Origin of the sequence: Mycobacterium kyorinense (assembly GCF_002101735.1) — a bacterium.
Classification (GTDB): domain Bacteria; phylum Actinomycetota; class Actinomycetes; order Mycobacteriales; family Mycobacteriaceae; genus Mycobacterium; species Mycobacterium kyorinense.
Genome location: NZ_LQPE01000153.1, coordinates 44710 through 63097, shown reverse-complemented (window position 1 = coordinate 63097; position 18388 = coordinate 44710). Strand labels below are relative to the sequence as shown.

The following is an 18388-nucleotide window of genomic DNA, read 5'->3' as shown; positions in this document are numbered from 1 at the left end:
CCCAGCGGAAGGTCTTCTGAGGACGTAGTCACGACACTGCTCCTTCTAGTCGGAGAAGATTTCTCGGTTGACGGTGTGTAGGTAGGGGATGGCCAGGAACGGCGTGATGTAGAAGATGTCGTAGAGCCACCAGCCGACCACCGGGAACACCACTCCGGCATAGCGCACGTCGGCGTACATGGTCATGTTGAACACGTAGCCGATCCAGATCACCACGCCCATCCAGCAGGTGATGATCAACCATTGGTGGCCCCACCGCTTCATCTGCAAAAAGCCGATCGCGGCGGCCATTCGCATGCTGAAGACCGTCAGGATCAGCCCTACCTCCCAGCCCTTTTCACCGGGCCCGGCCGCACCGCCGATCCACAACTCGTTGTAGTGCCAGAAGTAGCCGGCGTCGAACATGTTGCCCCACCCGGTCATCAGCACCCGGTCGATCAGCGTGTGGTTGGCAACGAGGTCCAGCGACCAGCCCAGGCTGTTGAGGGCACTGTCGATGAGGACCAGATAGCCGATCAGTGTGACGATCATCGGCCGAACTGACAGCCCGGCGCGTTGGGCCTGGCGTTGCAGCCACACGCCGCGCAGGAAGATCGGCAATCCGACCAGGCCGAGGGCCCAGGTGCCCATCAGGACGGTTCCGGCGATCAGCCACTTGTCGGCCCGGCGTTGGGCGGCGCGGCTTTCCTCGTGGTGCTGGTCGTAGCTGCTCTCCGAACTACCGTGCAGCACAGCCGCGTTCACAGGTGCCACCAGCCTCGAGCGAATGACATGTACAGCTGGATGGCGAACATCAGCAGCAGATAGCCGTAGATGAAGACCTGGAAGACGATCATGGCCCGCTTGCGTCGCTGGTCTTGTTCGTTCATCGGGTGGCGCTCCCTTCTCAAAGTGGTTGCGTGGCAAGGAGGCTGGCGGCCGCAACCTCGCGCAGACCGTCGGTGATCGCCCCGTCGGTGCTCAGCGGCGCGAGGATGCAGGCCTCGGCGGCTTCCATTTCGGTTGCGCCGGCGGCGATCAGTTGCGCCGCGGTGACCAGGACTCTCGTCGACGGCGGTTCGAAGTGGAAGACGTCGTCGGCGGTGCGGATGCTGGTTGCGCAGCCGACCAGTCGGTGCGCGACGGCCAGGTCGATGCCTGATTCGGTGACCAGCACCTCGGCTTCCCTCTCGGGTGGCAGGTAGTTCATCGCGATCGTGACAAACCGTTGCCGGAACGACGGTTTGAGCTCCTTGAGTGAGCTGCGGTAGGCCGGGTTGTAGGAGCAGACCAGCATGAACGAGTCGGGCGCGTGGACCACCGTGCCGGCGCGGTCCAGATACAAGGAGCGGCGGTGATCGGTCAGCGAATGCAGGATGGCCAGTGAGTCGTGGCGCGCTTCGACCACCTCGTCGAGATAACAGATCGCGCCGTCCTTGACCGCTCTGGTCAGTGGACCGTCGGTCCAGACCACGTCGCCGCCGGTGACCAGGAACCGGCCGACCAGGTCGGAACTGGTCAGGTCGTCGTGGCAGCTGATCGTGACGACCGGGCGCTTCAGCATCCCGCCCATGTGTTCGACGAGCCTGGTTTTGCCGCAACCCGTTGGACCGGTGAGCATTACGGGCAGCCGTCGCTCGAAGGCCCGCTCGAACAGCGCGACCTCGTTGCCACTGGCGGAGTAGTTCATGCGGCCACCAACTCTCGATGGACGTGCGCCAGCACACGGGGCAGTTCTTCGACGCGCCGGATCCGTTGGGAGCGACGGGGTCCGAACACCTCGGGGAGCGGGTCGACGCGGGCGGGGCCGACGCCGAGGTAGTACACGGCGACCCCGGCTTGCCGTGCTTCCTCGGCGGCGTGGGCGACGTCGGCCCAGGCATAGCGGCCCTCGTAGCCTTCGTCGGACATCAGCCCGTCGCCGATGACGATCAGCAGTCGCCGTTCGGATGGCTGCGCGAGCAGCCGGCTGGTCAGGTGGCGAAGCGGGGCGCCGAGCCGGGTGTAGCCGCCGGTGACCAGACCCATGCCGCTCGGTGCGACGAAGTGATTGTCGTCAAAGTCCTTGAGGCAGCGGACGTCAACGTGGTGGCGGGTGTTGCCGCTGAATACGAAGATGCCGTGTCGCTCGCGGGCGAGTGTCATCGCCTGCGACAGCGCGTCGGCGCACGCGAGTTCCAGTTGGAAGAGCCGTCCGCCGTGCACGCCCAGCGACGAGCTTCCGTCCAGCAGCACAGCCGTGGTGACGTCGCGGCGGGCGGGCAACAGGTCGCGGAACACCCGGGGTTGCGATGCCTGTCCGGTGATGGTGTCGATGTAGTGGGCGACGTAGGAGTCGACGTCGAGATCGCCGCCGTCCTCTAGTCGGTTGGTCATCGCGCGGTGGGTGTGTTCCTCGAACCAGCGTCGCAGATCGGCAGTGACCGGTTTGGCCTGCCGCTGCGCGGTGTACTTGCGTTCGAGGATCGCAACGTGGTCGGCGAGAAAGCTTTTCCGCCAAGTATTCCACTCCGGGTAGGGGATGCCCGGGCGTTGGTCTGGGCGGATTTCGATGTCGTCGTCCTCGGGCCGGCTCGGTGGCGGCAGGTTGGGATTGCGCACACCGCCGTCGCCGCCGACGGGTACCGAATAGGCACGCGGGGTGTGCTTTCGCGTGCTGCTCCAGGGCATCCGGCCGAACCGGCGTCGCGCGGCAGACAGCAATCCGTTGCGCACCGGAGTGGCGAGGGGCAGCGCGCCCAGCAGCGGATGGCAGGCCAGCGGTTGTCGCGACCGTGCCAGCGCACGAGCGCGATCGAGTATCGCGGGCGCGTCGAGGTCGTGCGGCGCGATCTCGATATCAGGCAGGGTGCGCCGCAATTCGGGCAGCAGACCGGGCCATTTGGTGGCGATCCATCCGAGGGCCACGCCGGCTTCGACGAGGGTCAGCGCGCCGCGTTCGCGGGGCGAAAGTTCGTCCAGCCGGTAGGTTGCGATCCGGTCCTTCGAGGGTGAACACTGCAGCGCCAAACCGCATGTCAGGATTCGCCGCGTCCAGTTGGGCGGCGTCGGGTATGGCACGTGGACGATGCGCCGGCTCGGGTTCAATCCGAAGCTGCGGTGCTCACCGGTGACCAGCCGGGCGTCGTCGCGACGCCGCTCGGAAAGCACCACAGCCGTCACCGCGCAACTGCGCTCCAGGGACAACGCCCCCGCATCAGGCATGGCTCAGAAGGTGCCGATGTTGGCGAACATCCAGTACCAGAACGCGATCACCGCGCCGGTGCCGCCCCAGGCGGCGATGTAACGCACGATGTCTTGCCACACGACGAGACCTCCGTATCCGATGGGTTATCGCGCTTCAAGCCCGCGAAAAGTGCTGGCGACGAACTTTTCGAGCAGGTCGTCGCGAATTGAGGTCATGTGGTGAGTCGTGGTCAGCACCGCGTAGAGGCCGAGCAGGAAGAACACCGCGCTGCTGAACGCATCCACCTCGGGATAGGTCTCGCCGCGGTCGCGAGCACGCTCGATCTCGGCCACCACCAGCACGATCAGCGGGTGGTCGCTCCACTCTTCGTTGGGTGGTCGGGTCGACGAGAAGTGCAGCGCCAGAAAGTCTTTGAACAGCAGATCGCCGAGTCGTTTCTCCAGGCCCGCGACCAACCGCACCACTTCGGTCAGCGTGGCGGCGAGGTCGTGTGGCTTGGCGAGGAAGCGGGCCAATTCGGTTGCCATCCGGGCTTCTTCGCGGCCCTCCACCTCGAGCAGCACGTGTTCTTTGGTGGGGAAGTGGAAGAAGAAGGTGCCGTGTGCCACGCCGGCCGCCGACACGATTGCGCCGACGTCCGCGCCCGCGAGACCGGACCGCTTGAATTCGGCAACCGCGGCGCCCAGGATGCGCTGCCGGGTCTGCAGCCGCTGCGCTTCGCGCGCGGACGGCTTGTCCTGCACTCGGGTCATGGTGCGATCTTTCTAGCGTATTGACTGATTGAAGTCAATAAGAGGATCAGTCAGCGATATCGCGTGCATGTGCAATAACTCTGTACTCCAATGAGATAAAGCGATCGTTGAGTGCTATGCAGTTAACGAGTCATTGATTCAAGTCATTGACATGGAACTGTGGGGGCGCTAGAAAGACACGTGATCTGCGGCCGATCGGAGGCACGGTGAATCTGCCCACGTTGAACCTGCGGCTTCGCGGCGGAGCCGCCTCGCCGCGCGACGGACTCGGCTACGACGAGCAGTTGGAAGAGTCCCGGCTGGCACAGCGGCAGGCCGACCGGTGGCTGATTGCGGGCACGCTGCTGATGGGCACGATGATCATCGGCTTCGTCGGTCTACCGCTGTTTCTGCGGGGGGTGTGGCTGCAGCGTCGGGCTCAGCAATCCGGTCTGTCCGTCCGGCCGGTGATGGTGACGGTGCTGGGCTACCTGATCATCCTGGATGCCGGGCTCAATACGCTGGGTTGGTCGATCGACTTGATCGCCAACCATGCGCTGTTGACCCGGGTGATTCTGACCGCCTGGGGCAACTTCTTCGACGCGGGCTACTTCTGGCACTACAACGAGTTGTGGATCGGCGGTGCGGCCGGGCCCGGTGAAAAGGGCTGGGAGGTAGGGCTGATCCTGACGGTGTTCACCATGCGTATCGCTGCCGCGATCGGCTTTTTGCAGATGAAGCGCTGGGGCCACCAGTGGATGATCATCACGTGCTGGATGGGCGTGGTGATCTGGATCGGCTACGTGTTCAACATGACCATGTACGCCGACGTGCGCTATGCCGGAGTGGTGCTCCCGGTCGTCGGCTGGTGGCTCTACGACATCTTCTACATCACGCCGTTCCTGGCCATCCCCTACCTACATACGGTCAACCGCGAAATCTTCTCCGACTGACGTGTCGGTGCCCGGTCCTACTCTCGCAGTAGAGGAGAGGAGGACGGCCATGGCACAACTCATCGGCTGGCTGTTGGTGGTGGCGCTCGTCGTTGCTGTCCTTCGGGTGATGTGGCCATTCATCGTGGTGGGCCTCGTCGCGTACGTGGCCGTCAAGATCGGTAAGCGTGTCGTCGAACACCACAACACGGTGATCGCCGCCCGTGATGCTGCCCGGGATGCGCTGTGCGCCAGGGCCGATCGCCAACACGCTCAAGTCCTGCGCGGCAATCCGGCCGGCGTCTACGGTGACTACCCGGCGGCCGACTTAGGCGAATTCAACCCGACGCTATGGGTCTGCAATCAGCCGCCGGCGCGGCGCACCTACCAGCGCACCAGGCTGAATGGGTAGCTGTCCGTCCCACCCGGGCCGCCACCGCAGCTCGAGTCGTAGCTGGATTCCACCGAGCCACTCAGCGTTGCCGCATCCCACGAGTAGGTGTCGTGTGAAGGAAGGAAGTACACCACGCAGCGCACACCGTCGGGCACGTCGACGCTCATCGTGTACCGGCCGTTGGCAAGATGGGCATCCCCGTCGTAGGGGGCGGCCTGCCCGTTCGGCTGCGGTATCGCCTGGATGTGCACACACCCGGGCGCATTACAGGGGCGGATCGCCCAGATCCATGCGTGGCCCGGATCCCTCGGCGTCTGCACCGCGTAGTTTCCGATCTGCATCTCGGCCTGCGAGACCGGTGCGAGGGCCAAGGCGACAGACGTGAGCACCACGCCGAGAGCCAATGTCTTCACGCGCAGGATATTAACCGCCTTCGGGCGCCGGCGGCGCCTATTCGAAGTCCGGCCCGATCGACCGATCCTGCGGCTCCCCGGGGCGATGGTTGGGCTCGGCCGCCACGCGCGTCCAGGCGCCAGGCGGGTAATAGTCCGACCATTGGCCCGGCTTCACATAGTGCACGCCGAGGACGCCGCCGATCAGGAACTCATACATGTCGCCGTCGCCGCACTCGGCAGCGCCCCGGTCGTCACCGAGCCACACTGTGAAAGCCATAACCGAGAGTATGGCCCGCTCGATCGCCCTACTGCGAACAGACGGTTCGCGCGGGCTGCCCGTGCGCTGTCGCGCTGCTGACCACCTTGCTGTCGAGTGAAATCGTGCAGGTGATTGCGCCCGGTCCCTGGGCGCTGAGCACGTACACTTCGGTTCCGAACGCGGTGAACTGCGTCGACCACGGCAACTTCACGTTGGCCTCTTGGTGCTGACCGGTGTCCGTCTGGTACGAGATGTATTCGGCCACTGGCGGACCGCTGATCTGGTAGCGGACCTTTGGCAGCGTTGGGAGCTGCGGGCTTGCCTTGGCCGCGCCGACGCCGGAGATTCCGGCGGTGGCGGCGACCGTCATGAGGACAGCCACAAAGATCCGGCTGCGGTGCAGGAGAACGCTATGTGTGCTCGGCATCTTCAGGCCCCTTTCGCGACGAAACACCGGCAAGGACCGCAGATACCGGGAGCGTATTGACGGCGAAAGGCGGCGGGCCGGGAACCAGCGATCGTGATAGAAACGCGAGCTTTTCGTTATGACCCCGTGATCGTCGTGTGCTATTGAACGCGTGTGAAATTTCCTGGGACGGTTCTAAAAACCTTGCAGCAGACCGCCTTTGCCGACCCAGCGCACGGGCTTCGCAGCGAGCGATAGGGTGGCGTGATGTCCAAACGCGTCGTGGTCTGGGGTACCGGCTTCGTCGGCAAGATGGTGATCGCGGAGATCGTCAAGCATCCGCTGTTCGAGTTGGTCGGTGTCGGCGTCAGCAACCCGGCGAAGGTGGGCCGCGATGTCGGCGACGTCTGCGGGCTGGCCGAGCCGGTCGGCATCACCGCCACCGACGACGTCGACGCGCTCATCGCGCTGCGACCCGACGCGCTGGTCCACTACGGGCCGACCGCCGCGCACGCCGAGGACAACATCGCGCTGATGACGCGGTTCCTGCGTGCCGGCATCGACGTCTGCTCCACCGCGATGACGCCCTGGGTGTGGCCGACCATGCACCTGAACCCGCCCAACTGGATCCAGCCGATCACCGAGGCGTGTGAGCTGGGCGAGTCGTCGTGCTTCACCACCGGCATCGACCCTGGATTCGCCAACGACCTGTTCCCGATGACGCTGATGGGCGTCTGCTCGGAAGTCCGCACGGTCCGGGCCTCCGAGCTGCTGGACTACACCAACTACACCGGCGACTACGAAAACGAAATGGGCATAGGCCGCGAACCCGAGTTCCGGCCCGTGCTGGAGAACCGCGACGTCCTGATCTTCGCGTGGGGCGCCACCGTGCCGATGATCGCGCACGCCGCCGGCATCATGCTCGATGAGATCACCACTACCTGGGACAAGTGGGTGACGCCCACCGAACGCAAGACCGCCAAGGGCGTCATCCAACCCGGACACGTTGCTGCGGTGCGGTTCACCATCAACGGCATCTACCAAGGCAAGACGCGCATCCAACTTGAGCACGTCAACCGGATCGGCCACGACGCCGCTCCCGACTGGCCGTCGGGCACCCAGGACGACGTCTACCGCGTCGACATCGAAGGAACGCCAAGCATCTTCCAGGAGACGGCATTTCGGTTCACCGACGGTTCCGGGCGCGACGCGGCCGCCGCCGGATGTTTGGCCACCGGGATGCGCGCACTCAACGCGGTGCCCGCCGTCAACGAGCTGTCCCCGGGCTGGGTGACCGCGTTGGACCTGCCGCTGATTCCGGGGGTCGGCACGATTCGTTGATTGGGGGCTGCCTATACATTGGTGCCCGGCGTACGGGCGTACGCCGTTGGAGGACGACATGGCAGACGCAGAGCGAGCGGCGGTCGGGTTGTCGGTGGGGGCGACCAACCTCGCCGCCGTCACCGCAAATCGGGCGGTGACACGCAAGCCGGTGCTGACCCTGTACCGGCAGCGCCCACCCGAAGTCGGTCTGCCGTCGGAGAACCCGAAGCTGACCGAGCCCGGGCTGGTGATCACCGACTTCGTCGACCGGGTGGGCGACCCGGTCGGCATCGTCGCGTCCGACGGCTCGACGCATCGCAGCGAGACGCTGCTCGCCGACGCGTTGCGGGCGCTGGCCTATGCCGCGACCGACGGGCAGGCGCTGCCGGAAGCGGCTGCGGTCACCCATCCGGCGCACTGGGGGCCCGCGGCGGTGGGCGCACTGAACGCTGCGCTGAGCCGGGTGCCTGAATGGTCCGGGGACGGAGTGGCACTGCTGCCTGATTCCACTGCTGCGTTGACTGCCCTGCAGTCCAACCCCGGGCTGCCGACCCGGGGAGTCATCGCGCTGTGCGATTTCGGCGGCACTGGGACCAGCCTCACTCTGGTCGACGCCGCCGGCTATCAGCCCGTCGCACCCACGCTGCGGCACACTGATTTCTCCGGCGACCTGATCGACCAGGCGCTGTTGGCCCGTGTGATGGCGGATCTGTCCGCGGCCGGGTCGGTGGACACCTCCGCCACGTCGGCGATCGGCTCGCTCACCCGGTTGCGCGGCGCGTGCCGGCGGGCCAAAGAGGAACTGTCGTCGACCACGGCGACCAGGCTGACCGCCGAGCTGCCCGGGTATCGCGGCGATGTTCGCCTCACCCGAACCGAACTCGACGAGGCAATCCGCCAGCCGTTGGCCGGCTTCATCGCGCTTATTCAGGAAGCGTTGCAGCGCAACGGCATTCGTGAATTGGCCGCGGTCGCGTCGGTGGGCGGTGGGGCCGGCGTCCCGGTGATCACCACCACGCTGTCCGAACACCTGCGGGTACCGGTCATCACGACCCCGCGGCCATACATGACGGCGGCCATCGGCGCGGCGCTGCAGGCCGCTCGCGGGCCGGCCGACAACAGCGCGACCGCGCTGGCGCCGGTCGCCACCCAGGCCGGACCGATCGTCGACGCCACCACGATGGCCGACATCGCGCCTGAGGCCAGCCCCGAACCGGCGCTGGCCTGGTCCGAGGCCGACGACGACTCCGGCATCATGCCGCTGCGCACCGGCGAATACCCGGCGGCCACCTCCGGAACGACATCCGCCCGCCCGCAGCTGACCTTCGACCGCGACCAGCAGCACATCGACACCCGCGCCCCTGCCGTCCCGTGGTATCGCCGGCCTGCAGTGGTCGTGATCGGCACCGCGCTGGTGGTGCTGGCGCTCATCGCCGCGGTGATGATCGCCATGCGTCACACCTCCGGCGGCGGACCGATCGCTCCGGCGCCGGGCACGAGCACCACACCGGCGCCGGGAACCTCGGCACCCGGCAGCGAAAGCCAGGCCCCGTCGTCGGCGACGGACACCCAGTCGCCAAGCAGCGAATCCCCGTCGTCGACCGAGTCGGCGACCACGCCGCCGTCGTCATCGACCACCACGGAAGCGCCGACGACCACGACCACCACGACAACTACTCAAGCGCCCACCACCACCACGCAGGCGCCCACCACCACCCAGGCGCCCACCACCACGCAGGCGCCGGTGGTGCCGACAATCCCGCAGATTCCGCGGATTCCGGGTATCCCGCAGTTCCAGCCGCAGCCCGCGCCGCCGGGCGGTTAGTCCGGTGGTTCCTGGGTTTCCGGCGGGTTGTCGTCGGCGTGTGGTTTTTCGTCGGGGTCGCCGAATTTCGGATTGCCCTCGTCGTCGAGCCACTCGTTGACCGCGGTCCCCGTGATCGTCCGGTCGGTTCCGGGCATCACGGCCGTCGGGCGCTGGTCGTCGTAGGACTTCCGCATCTCGGCGGCCTGTTGCTTGTGTTCTTCGGTGATCTCGGGTGCCTCGGTCTGCTGCTGGTCGGCCCCACCCGTTTGTTCCTCATCCTGAGCGTTCATAACCGCGTCGATTACCCGCTGCGCGGCCGCTTCGAAACGCGTCGGTCAGTGTGAGCGGCCGTGTTTGACCAGCACCACCGAGGCCAGCGGAATCTGCATCGGCGCCGGGGCGCTCGACAGCCGCTCGGCGACGGCGATCTCGAGGTGCTCGACCAACCCGGTGGCGCGTGGGTCGGTGGGCCCGCCCTCGAGCGAGGCGGCCAGCGTCGGGAACACCGCGGCCCGTGCGAACGCCGCCCACTGCTCGCCGAACGCGGTGGCGTCATGGTCGAGCAGGTATCGGGCCCAGAACCGGTCCTCGGCGTTGAACACCTCCAGGTGCTCGATTGACAGGCCCTCGAAGCGGCCCTTGGGCGCGAACGGGGCGCGAAAGTCCTTCTCCGCGCGGGCGAAGGTCGGAATCGTCATGCGCCGCAACTCATCCGCGCTCAACACCCCGTCGCGGTGGTGATCCTCCAGCGCGGCCACGATCGCGTCCAGCAGCGGCCGGTAGCCGAATTCGCCGTCGTCGCCTACGGCCATCGTCAGCACCACAAGCCGCCCGCCGAGGCACAGCTCGCGGCCGCGGAACGCGAGGAACGCCTGCCAGTCCTGCGCGGCCTGGTGGGCGTAGGCCGCGCGGGCATCCTCGTCGCTGCTGTAGGCGACCTGGACGTGGTCCGGCAGCTCGGTCGGTGTCCGGCTCAGCCACATGGTCGCCCACGACGTCCAGCCCAGGTTGACGCTGCCGGACGGCAAAATCTGCGCGTAGTAGGACCGGCCGATCGCGGAGGAGAAGCTCGCCGAGTCCTTGTGCACATAGCTGTCCGGATCCTCGGACAGGGTGCGAAACAGCGCGGTGAAATCGTTGCCGGGTAGGTCGGTGTGGGTGACCAGGATGGCGTGCTCGGGGCGGGTGCGACGGCGGATCACCGCGATCGCGGCGCACACCGGCAGCAGCGAATTGTGGCCGGTTGCCGCACCGTAGTCGGCGATGACGATGGGTTGCGGCGGCTTGGGCAGCGGCACCTCGGCGGCGGCCTGCTCGAACAGCGCGACGGCCGGTGCCAGCCCGGCGGCCTGCAGGCGCGACGACGGGGTGTAGGACGCGCTTTCCTGCGGCTCGGGCCGGACGACGATGCTCGACTCACGCATCGGGGTAGCTGACTCCGGTGAGCTGCTCGGAGATCTCCCACAGTCGCCGGCAGTCGGCGTCGTTGCGGGCACGGGCGGGCACCTTGGCCGTGGTCACGCCGCCGCCGGCGGCCTCGTAGATTCCGCGCGGCCCGTAGAACGCGCCGCCCTCGGCCTGCGGACTGGTCGCTGCGTACAGCGCGGGCAGGATGCCCTCGTCGATCTCCTGCCACAAAAACGGCGTCACCCGCCAGGAGATCTTGTAGAGCCGTTCCATGATCGACGGTGTGGCCCGGCCGTGCGACGGGCCGCTGGTCTGCAGGTTGGTCTTGGTGAGGCCGGGGTGCGCGGCGTTCGACACGACGCCCCAGCCGGCGTTGCGGCTGCGGCGGTCCAGCTCGAGGGCGAACATCAGCACCGCCAGCTTCGATTGGCCGTAGGCCTGCATCGGCGCGTAGGACTTCTCGAATTGCAGGTCGTCGAAGTGGATGCGGCCCTGGCGTGCGGCGATGCTGCTCAGCGAGACGACCCGTGCGTTGCCGGCGGCGCGCAGCAAGGGGAGGAGGTGCGCGGTGAGCGCGAAGTGGCCGAGATGGTTGCTGCCGAACTGCAATTCGAATCCGTCGGCGGTGGTGTCGCGGTTCGGCGGGGTCATCACGCCGGCGTTGTTGATCAAGATGTCGATCGGGCGGCCTTCGGAGTTCAGCTGCTCGCCCAGGGCGGCGACGCTGGCCAGCGACGACAGGTCGAGGGGCTTGATGGTCAGCTTGGCGTCGGGCACGGTGGCGCGGATCTGGTCGATGGCGGCCTCGCCCTTGGCGCGGTTGCGGATCGCCATGACGACGTCGGCGCCGGCCGCCGAGAGCCGGCGGGCAAGCCCGAAGCCCAGGCCGCTGTTGGATCCGGTGACGACGGCCAGTTTTCCGGAAAGGTCGGGCACGTTGGCGACAAGTTGGGCGGCCATGAGCGCTACTCCTGTGTGATCGGCTGGGCACCATCGTAGAACAAGGGCGCGATTGCCACCCGTTATCGCCAAACCATCGCTACGCCAACGGGTTTGGACGATTAACGACCGAATCACCCCAATCGTGGGAGACTGCGCCCGTGAGTGGCACACGGGGTGCGATCCGGATCTCGATGGTCGCGTCGGTTCTGACGCTGGTGGTGGCGGTCATCGGCTTCGCGATCACGCTCATCCTCAACCTCTTCGTGCTGGACGAGTACAACGCGTACGGCGAGGTGCCGATCCCCGGTTCGGGATCGGTGCAGCTGCCGGCCGGTCAGGTCACGGTCAGCTTCCACACCGAGGTGATCAGCAGCCCGTCCGGCGGGGGCCTGCCGGTACCGCGGCTGGGGATGCGAATCGACCCGCCCGACGGTGTTCCGGATCCGGCGGTGACGGAAAGTTACGGCAACACAAGGACAGTCAACAACGATGCCCATATTCAGGTATGGGTGGTTCAGGTTCCGGCCGCGGGCACGTACAACGTCACGACCGACGGTCAGGTCAACGGATACATCAGTCCGCGGCTGGCATTCGGACACAAGAGTTCCTACGGCTGGCTGGTCTGGGCATTCGTCGTGTTGTTCGGAATCGCCCTGGTGAGCCTGGTCTGCACGGTGTGGTGGTCGGGGCGCACGCGATCGTCGCGACAAGGAATCGAGCCCATTGCGTCGTACACGCCAAGCGACCTCAGCGCGCCGAGGCTCGCGCCGGCGTCGTCGTATGCAGCCAGCGACGAGGCCGTCAAACTGCAGCAACTCAAGACGCTGTCGGAGTTGAGGGATTCGGGCGCGCTGACCCAAGCGGAGTTCCAGGCCGAGAAACGCCGCATCCTCGACGGGCGTTAGTGGCCCCGAGCCACCCACTCGTCGTAGTGCACGATCTCGTCGCCGACGGTGGTGGTATCGCCGTGGCCGGTGTACACCACGGTCTCGCCGGGCAGCGTGCCGAGCCGGCCCGAGATCGACTGCAGGATCGTCGGGAAGTCGGAGAACGAGCGCCCCGTCGCGCCGGGCCCGCCCTGGAATAACGTGTCGCCGCTGAACACCGCGCCCAGTTCGGGGGCATACCAGCACACCGACCCGGGGGAGTGGCCGGGAGTGTGGAGTGCGCGCAGCTCCGTGCCGGCGACGTTTAACGTGTCACCGTCGGCGACGGTACGAAAGTCCTTGTCCGGGTGAGTCATTCGCCACAGCACGTCGTCGCCGGGATGCAGCAGCACCGGCGCGTCCAGCGTCTTACCCAGTTCGGGCGCCACCGTCACGTGGTCGTTGTGGCCGTGCGTGCACACCACCGCCACCACATTGCGCCCGCCGACGGCCTCGATGATCGGTTCCGCAGTGTGGGCAGCGTCGAACACCACGACGTCGGAGTCGTCGCCGACGATCCAGATGTTGTTGTCGACTTCCCAACTGCCGCCGTCGAGTTCGAAGGTGCCGTGGGTGACCACCCGCTGTATCACAGCATCACCACCGAGCGCAGCACCTTGCCGTCGTGCATCTTGTGGAATGCCGCCTCGATGTCGCCGAGGCCGATCCGTTCGGAGACGAACTTCTCCAGCGGCAACCGGCCCTGCAGATACAGGTCGATCAGGGTGGGGAAGTCGCGCTCGGGCAGGCAGTCGCCGTACCACGACGACTTCAGCGCTCCGCCGTGGGAGAAGAAGTCCAGCAGCGGCATCTCGAGTTGCATGTCTGGTGTCGGAACACCCACCAGCACAACGGTTCCCGCGAGATCGCGGGCGTAGAACGCCTGCTTCCAGGTTTCCGGCCGGCCCACGGCGTCGATCACCACGTTGGCGCCGAACCCGTCGGTCAGATCCTGGATGGCCTTGACGACGTCTTCGTTGCGGGCGTTGACGGTGTGGGTGGCGCCGAACGTGCGCGCCCAGTGCAGCTTGGTGTCGTCGGTGTCGACGGCGATGATGCGCCGCGCGCCAACCAGCGCGGCCCCGGCGATCGCAGCGTCACCCACACCGCCGCAACCGATTACCGCGACCGTGTCATCGCGAGTGACGGCGCCGGTGTTGATCGCCGCGCCCAGGCCGGCCATCACCCCGCAGCCCAGCAGACCGGCCACCGCCGGGTCGGCGGCCGGATTGACCTTGGTGCACTGTCCCTGGTGCACCAACGTTTTGTCGGCGAAGGCCCCGATGCCCAGCGCTGGCGTCAGCTCGGTGCCGTCGGTCAGCGTCATCTTCTGTTCGGCATTGAAAGTGTCGAAGCACAGGTGCGGCCGACCGCGCTTGCAGGCGCGGCACTGGCCGCACACCGCGCGCCAGTTGAGGATTACGAAGTCGCCGGGCGCTACGGCGGTCACGTCCGGTCCGACGGATTCGACTGTGCCGGCGGCTTCGTGACCGAGCAGGAACGGGTAGTCGTCGGTGATGCCGCCTTCGCGGTACGTCAGGTCGGTGTGGCAGACCCCGCACGCGGTGACGTCGACGACCACCTCGCCGGGACCGGGGTCGGGGATGACGATATCGACCACCTCGACCGGATCGCCCTTCTTTCGGGAAACCACGCCGCGCACTGTCTGACTCATGGGCACCAACCTAATGCGGCGATCGCAAGCGCGGCGAAGCCGGGCGCGGCGGGTCGCCGCCGTAGACCGTCGGGTGGATAGGCTGCTGCGCGATGGCTGCACTCGACGCGCTCGACGACTGGCCCGTTACCGATGCTGCCGCCGCGGTCGTTGGGCCGTCCGGCGTTCTGGCCACGCACGGCGACACCGACCGCCCCTTCGTGTTGGCATCGGTGACCAAGCTGTTGGTCGCGCGGGCCGTGCAGGTCGCGATCGAAGAGGGCGTCGTCGAACTCGACACCCCGGCCGGCCCGCCCGGATCCACCGTCCGCCACCTGCTGGCACACGCGTCCGGGTTGGCGATGCATTCCGATCACATTCTGGCCAAGCCGGGCACCCGCCGGATGTACTCCAACCAAGGGTTCACGGTGCTGGCCGAGACCGTCGAGCAGGCCTCCGGCTTCCAGTTCACCCAGTACCTGAGCGAAGCGATCTTCGAGCCGCTGGGGATGGCCGCCACTCGCCTCGACGGCGGCGCAGAGGCCGCCGGCTTCGGCGCGACGTCGACGGTGACCGACCTGGCGGCATTCGCCGCCGACCTGCTGCGCCCGACGACCGTGTCGGCGCCGATGCACGCCGAGGCGACCGCCGTCCAGTTTCCCGGTCTGGACGGCGTGCTGCCGGGATACGGCGTGCAGCGGCCCAACGACTGGGGGCTGGGTTTCGAGATCAGGGGGTCCAAGTCGCCGCACTGGACGGGGGCGCACAACTCGTCGCGGACCTACGGCCATTTCGGGCAGTCGGGCACGTTCATCTGGGCTGATCCGGAGGCCGAGCTGGTGCTCGTGGTGCTCACCGACCGCGATTTCGGGGAGTGGGCGCTGCCGGTATGGCCGGCGCTGTCCGACGCCGTGATATCAGAAGACCGCGCAGACTAGCGCAACAGGGGTCTCACAAGGCACAATAGACACGCAAGACACACGAATACTGCTCGTCGGGTTCACCAGGTCGTTGGGGAAGACGTCCCTCGTGGAGCCGAAGGAGCAGCAGATGCGTGCGTCGAACCAGTTCGCCGACGCGACGACTGGCGTGGTCTACATCCACGCCTCGCCCGCCGCGGTGTGCCCGCATGTCGAGTGGGCGTTGTCGTCGACCCTCAACGCTAAGGCGAACCTGAAGTGGACCCCGCAGCCGGCGATGCCCGGGCAGCTGCGCGCGGTCACCAACTGGGTCGGACCGGTCGGCACCGGCGCTCGGTTGGCCAATGCGCTGCGCTCCTGGTCGGTGCTGCGCTTCGAGGTCACCGAGGACCCCAGCCCCGGCGTCGACGGCCAGCGGTTCAGCCACACTCCGCAGCTGGGACTGTGGAGCGGGACGATGAGCGCCAACGGCGACATCATGGTCGGGGAGATGCGGCTGCGGGCGATGATGGCCGACGGCGCCGACGCGCTGGCCGCCGAGCTGGATTCGGCGCTGGGCACCGCGTGGGACGAGGCGCTCGAGATCTACCGCGACGGCGGCGACGGCGCCGAAGTGTCCTGGCTCAGCCGGGGCGTGGGATAAGGATTTTCAGCGCTCCGGCCACCGCGGAGATTTCGGCGGGCAGCGCACAGGCGAATTCCCCGTCGGCATAGGCGTTGATGCCCGACGACTCCACCTCGACGGTTGTCGCGCGTGCCGTGGTCACCGCGTCGAGTTCGACATGCGTGCCCTTGTACACAGTGGGGAACAACCGGATCAGCCGCAGACGTGACGCGGAATGCACCATGGTGATGTCGAGTTGGCCGTCGGCGTGATCGGCGTTGGGACAGATCCGCATTCCGCCGCCGTAGCTGCGGGTGTTGCCGAAGGCGGCCAGGGTGAGGTCGGTGACGATCTCCTCGCGTCCGTCGAGCACCAGCCGAAAAGGCAAGAGCCGCAACTGTGACAGCTCGGCGAGCATGGCCAGGTTGTAGCGCATCGGTCCCCGCGGCCAATGCATGCGGTTGGCGCGATCGGTGACCAGTGAATCGAATCCGGCGGCGGCGACGGTGCCGAACCACTTCGTTGCGCCGCTGCGGTCTCGAATCTGGCCCAGGTCAACGGTTTCCGTCCAACCGTCGACGACGACGTCCGCGGCCGCAGCGGGATCCTTGGTGGGAAGCCGGAATTCGCGGGCATGGTCGTTTCCGGTGCCGGCCGGAATGATTCCCAGCGGAATGTCGGTGCATGCCAAGACTTGCAGCGCGTCGGCGATCACCCCGTCGCCGCCGGCGACGACCACCGCATCGGTGCCGCGCTCCACCGCTTCGCGCAGCAGTCGGCGCGCGTGTGCGGCGTCGGTGCCCACGATTTCGACGACGTCGACGCCGCGCTGCTGTAGGCGGGCGATCGCCTGTTCGGCGGCGTGCGGCGCGTTGCCGTGGCCCGACTTCGGATTGGTGAGCAGCGTCACCTGCGTGAGTTCGCGCTTCACGGAATGAGCTTGCCCGGGTTGAGGATTCCGGCGGGATCCAATATCGACTTGACCGCGCGCAATACCTGCACGCCCAGCTCGCCGACCTCGTCGCGCATCCACGGCCGGTGATCGGCGCCGACGGCGTGGTGATGGGTGATGGTTCCGCCGGTGGCCATTATCGCGTCCGACGCCGCGGCCTTGGCCTTGCGCCACTGCTCGATCGGGTTGCCGCGTTGCCCGGCGACGACGGTGAAGTACAGCGACGCGCCGGTGGCATACACATGCGAAATGTGGCACAACACCAAGGCGGGCGTGCCGGATTCGGCCAGCTCGGCGGTCAAGGCATCGGTGACCGCCGCCTTGAGCGCCGTGATGTTCGACCACGTGGTCGCCGTCTCGAGCGTCTCGCACAGCGCGCCGGCGGCCAGCAGCGAATCCCGTAGGTACGGCGCGGAAAACCGGCCCTTTTCCCAGGCGCGCGCCGGACCTTCACCGAGTGACGTGCCGCCGTTCGCCTGCAGCAGCGCCCGGGTTTCGGCGTGCCGGCTGTCGGCGTGTGCCGCGGTGCCCTCGAACACGGTGATCGCCAGGCAACCGCCGGTGATTTGTTGCTCGCCGATCGCATCGGTGGTGGCGAGGTTCACGCCGGTCTCGGCCTCGTCGGAAAGCCGGATCACAGTCGGGCCGGTGCCGGTCTGGGTGACTGCGCGCAATGCGGCGGTGCCAGTGGCGAAGTCGGGAAACGACCAGGCCTCGTAGCGGGTGGCCTCGGGCAGCGGGTGGACCCGCACCCGCACCCGGGTGATGACGCCGAAGACACCCTCCGACCCGATCAGCAGCTGGCGCAGGTCGGGGCCGGCCGCCGACGCCGGGGCCCGGCCCAGATCCCACACGCCCGCCGGGGTGATCGCTCGCAGGCCGCGAATCATGTCGTCGAACCGGCCGTATCCCGCCGAATCCTGGCCCGACGACCGGGTGGCGGCGAACCCGCCGAGGCTGGCGAACTCGAAGCTTTGCGGAAAATGCCCGAGCGAGAAGCCGTGTTCGGCGAGCAGACGCTCGGCTTGCGGGCCGGTGACGCCGGCGCCGAACTCGGCCTCCCCGGAGACCTCGTCGAACGTCAGCAGTTGGTCGAAGCGCCGCAGATCCATACAGACAACGGCTTTGAACGAGCCGCGAATCGGGTCGAGTCCGCCGACCACGCTGGTGCCACCGCCGAATGGAACGACGGCGATGTGATGCTCGGAGCAGTACCGCAGAATTGCCGCGACGTCGTCCTCGGACCCGGGCAACAGCACCGCGTCGGGAGCATCCTGCACACCAGAATCCCTGCGGCGCAACAGATCCAACGTCGACTTGCCACCGGCATGCAGCAGCCGGTCGCTGTCGTCGACGCGGCAACAGTCGGCGCCGGTGATGGCGGCCAGCGCGTCGCGGTCAGATTCGGAAAGCGCCGACCGGCGCAGTTGCACCTGCCCGGGGTCGAGTTCGGGCGCGGGCGATTCAGTGACGCCGAGGGCCTGCGCGAGCAGCGACCGGATTCCCTCGGAGAGGGGCTTGGCCGCGGCGGCGTCGCCCCAGGCATTCCACTTCATCGGTGGTAGCAGCT

The 18388-nt window shown here is 67.2% G+C and carries 22 protein-coding genes; 7 read left to right on the top strand and 15 right to left on the bottom strand.

The features are described 5' to 3' along the window. Positions 1–45: 45 nt before the first annotated feature. From AWC14_RS21365 to AWC14_RS21350, 5 genes are all read right to left on the bottom strand, one after another. On the bottom strand, positions 46–744 hold the full coding sequence (locus AWC14_RS21365) for a hypothetical protein (RefSeq protein WP_085241451.1): 699 nt from the start codon (positions 742–744) through the stop codon (positions 46–48). After that, positions 741–869 (bottom strand): hypothetical protein, encoded by a 129-nt coding sequence (locus tag AWC14_RS30010; protein WP_045378278.1) that lies wholly within the window; start codon positions 867–869, stop codon positions 741–743. Before AWC14_RS30010 ends, AWC14_RS21365 begins: the two co-directional genes overlap by 4 nt. A gap of 17 nt (positions 870–886) precedes the next feature. Beyond that, positions 887–1669 (bottom strand): CbbQ/NirQ/NorQ/GpvN family protein, encoded by a 783-nt coding sequence (locus AWC14_RS21360; protein WP_045378275.1) that lies wholly within the window; start codon positions 1667–1669, stop codon positions 887–889. After that, positions 1666–3183 carry a nitric oxide reductase activation protein NorD gene (locus tag AWC14_RS21355; RefSeq protein ID WP_045378273.1) on the bottom strand — a complete coding sequence of 506 codons (1518 nt, stop codon included), beginning with the start codon at positions 3181–3183 and terminating at the stop codon, positions 1666–1668. Before AWC14_RS21355 ends, AWC14_RS21360 begins: the two co-directional genes overlap by 4 nt. A 126-nt stretch (positions 3184–3309) precedes the next feature. After that, on the bottom strand, positions 3310–3918 hold the full coding sequence (locus AWC14_RS21350; RefSeq protein WP_045378270.1) for a TetR/AcrR family transcriptional regulator: 609 nt from the start codon (positions 3916–3918) through the stop codon (positions 3310–3312). A gap of 206 nt (positions 3919–4124) precedes the next feature. Between AWC14_RS21350 and AWC14_RS21345 the strand changes: the two genes are divergently transcribed. Together AWC14_RS21345 and AWC14_RS21340 are read left to right on the top strand one after the other, a co-directional pair. Continuing rightward, complete coding sequence (locus tag AWC14_RS21345; protein WP_045378268.1) at positions 4125–4850, top strand: hypothetical protein; 726 nt, start codon at positions 4125–4127, stop codon at positions 4848–4850. Between the two features lie 49 nt (positions 4851–4899). Next, complete coding sequence (locus AWC14_RS21340; protein WP_045378265.1) at positions 4900–5241, top strand: hypothetical protein; 342 nt, start codon at positions 4900–4902, stop codon at positions 5239–5241. Here the strand turns inward: AWC14_RS21340 and AWC14_RS21335 are convergent. From AWC14_RS21335 to AWC14_RS21325, 3 genes are all read right to left on the bottom strand, one after another. Then, positions 5214–5564, bottom strand: coding sequence for a hypothetical protein (locus AWC14_RS21335; RefSeq protein WP_045378419.1), 351 nt, complete (start codon positions 5562–5564; stop codon positions 5214–5216). The genes AWC14_RS21340 and AWC14_RS21335 overlap by 28 nt on opposite strands. Positions 5565–5673: 109 nt before the next feature. Further along, positions 5674–5895, bottom strand: a complete 222-nt coding sequence (locus AWC14_RS21330; protein ID WP_045378262.1) for a hypothetical protein — start codon at positions 5893–5895, stop codon at positions 5674–5676. A 28-nt stretch (positions 5896–5923) separates the two neighbouring features. Next, complete coding sequence (locus tag AWC14_RS21325) at positions 5924–6247, bottom strand: MmpS family transport accessory protein (RefSeq protein ID WP_045378259.1); 324 nt, start codon at positions 6245–6247, stop codon at positions 5924–5926. Between the two features lie 303 nt (positions 6248–6550). Here AWC14_RS21325 and AWC14_RS21320 point away from each other — a divergent pair, with 303 nt between their 5' ends. Both AWC14_RS21320 and AWC14_RS21315 read left to right on the top strand, forming a co-directional pair. After that, positions 6551–7624: an NAD(P)H-dependent amine dehydrogenase family protein gene (locus AWC14_RS21320; protein WP_045378256.1), complete on the top strand. Its 1074-nt coding sequence runs from the start codon at positions 6551–6553 to the stop codon at positions 7622–7624. Between the two features lie 58 nt (positions 7625–7682). Beyond that, the gene (locus tag AWC14_RS21315; protein ID WP_045378253.1) at positions 7683–9431 is read left to right on the top strand and encodes an Hsp70 family protein; all 1749 of its coding nucleotides are present in this window, start codon (positions 7683–7685) and stop codon (positions 9429–9431) included. Here the strand turns inward: AWC14_RS21315 and AWC14_RS21310 are convergent. The 3 genes from AWC14_RS21310 to AWC14_RS21300 are packed head-to-tail and all read right to left on the bottom strand — an operon-like array spanning position 9428 to position 11780. Next, positions 9428–9703, bottom strand: coding sequence for a hypothetical protein (locus tag AWC14_RS21310; RefSeq protein ID WP_045378251.1), 276 nt, complete (start codon positions 9701–9703; stop codon positions 9428–9430). The two genes, AWC14_RS21315 and AWC14_RS21310, sit on opposite strands and share 4 nt — an antisense overlap. 45 nt (positions 9704–9748) lie before the next feature. Then, positions 9749–10837 (bottom strand): class I SAM-dependent methyltransferase, encoded by a 1089-nt coding sequence (locus tag AWC14_RS21305; protein WP_045378248.1) that lies wholly within the window; start codon positions 10835–10837, stop codon positions 9749–9751. After that, positions 10830–11780 carry an SDR family oxidoreductase gene (locus AWC14_RS21300; RefSeq protein ID WP_045378246.1) on the bottom strand — a complete coding sequence of 317 codons (951 nt, stop codon included), beginning with the start codon at positions 11778–11780 and terminating at the stop codon, positions 10830–10832. The genes AWC14_RS21305 and AWC14_RS21300 overlap by 8 nt, the downstream gene beginning before the upstream one ends. Positions 11781–11953: 173 nt before the next feature. Between AWC14_RS21300 and AWC14_RS21295 the strand changes: the two genes are divergently transcribed. Next, positions 11954–12667, top strand: coding sequence for an SHOCT domain-containing protein (locus tag AWC14_RS21295; RefSeq protein ID WP_045378417.1), 714 nt, complete (start codon positions 11954–11956; stop codon positions 12665–12667). Here AWC14_RS21295 and AWC14_RS21290 read toward each other — a convergent pair. Further along, a complete protein-coding gene (locus AWC14_RS21290) occupies positions 12664–13329 on the bottom strand; it encodes an MBL fold metallo-hydrolase (protein WP_428838993.1) in 666 nt (221 codons plus the stop codon). The genes AWC14_RS21295 and AWC14_RS21290 overlap by 4 nt on opposite strands. Beyond that, positions 13278–14363, bottom strand: coding sequence for an S-(hydroxymethyl)mycothiol dehydrogenase (locus AWC14_RS21285; protein ID WP_045378240.1), 1086 nt, complete (start codon positions 14361–14363; stop codon positions 13278–13280). Before AWC14_RS21285 ends, AWC14_RS21290 begins: the two co-directional genes overlap by 52 nt. Before the next feature lie 92 nt (positions 14364–14455). Here AWC14_RS21285 and AWC14_RS21280 point away from each other — a divergent pair, with 92 nt between their 5' ends. Then, positions 14456–15280, top strand: coding sequence for a serine hydrolase domain-containing protein (locus AWC14_RS21280; RefSeq protein WP_045378237.1), 825 nt, complete (start codon positions 14456–14458; stop codon positions 15278–15280). A 112-nt stretch (positions 15281–15392) separates the two neighbouring features. Beyond that, positions 15393–15905, top strand: a complete 513-nt coding sequence (locus AWC14_RS21275; protein WP_045378414.1) for a DUF3145 domain-containing protein — start codon at positions 15393–15395, stop codon at positions 15903–15905. On the opposite strand, the gene AWC14_RS21270 is transcribed toward AWC14_RS21275, so the two are convergent. Together AWC14_RS21270 and AWC14_RS21265 are read right to left on the bottom strand one after the other, a co-directional pair. Next, positions 15886–16797 carry a diacylglycerol kinase gene (locus AWC14_RS21270; RefSeq protein ID WP_045378234.1) on the bottom strand — a complete coding sequence of 304 codons (912 nt, stop codon included), beginning with the start codon at positions 16795–16797 and terminating at the stop codon, positions 15886–15888. The two genes, AWC14_RS21275 and AWC14_RS21270, sit on opposite strands and share 20 nt — an antisense overlap. Continuing rightward, positions 16794–18374 (bottom strand): FAD-binding oxidoreductase, encoded by a 1581-nt coding sequence (locus AWC14_RS21265; RefSeq protein ID WP_193393851.1) that lies wholly within the window; start codon positions 18372–18374, stop codon positions 16794–16796. Before AWC14_RS21265 ends, AWC14_RS21270 begins: the two co-directional genes overlap by 4 nt. Positions 18375–18388 lie beyond the last annotated feature (14 nt).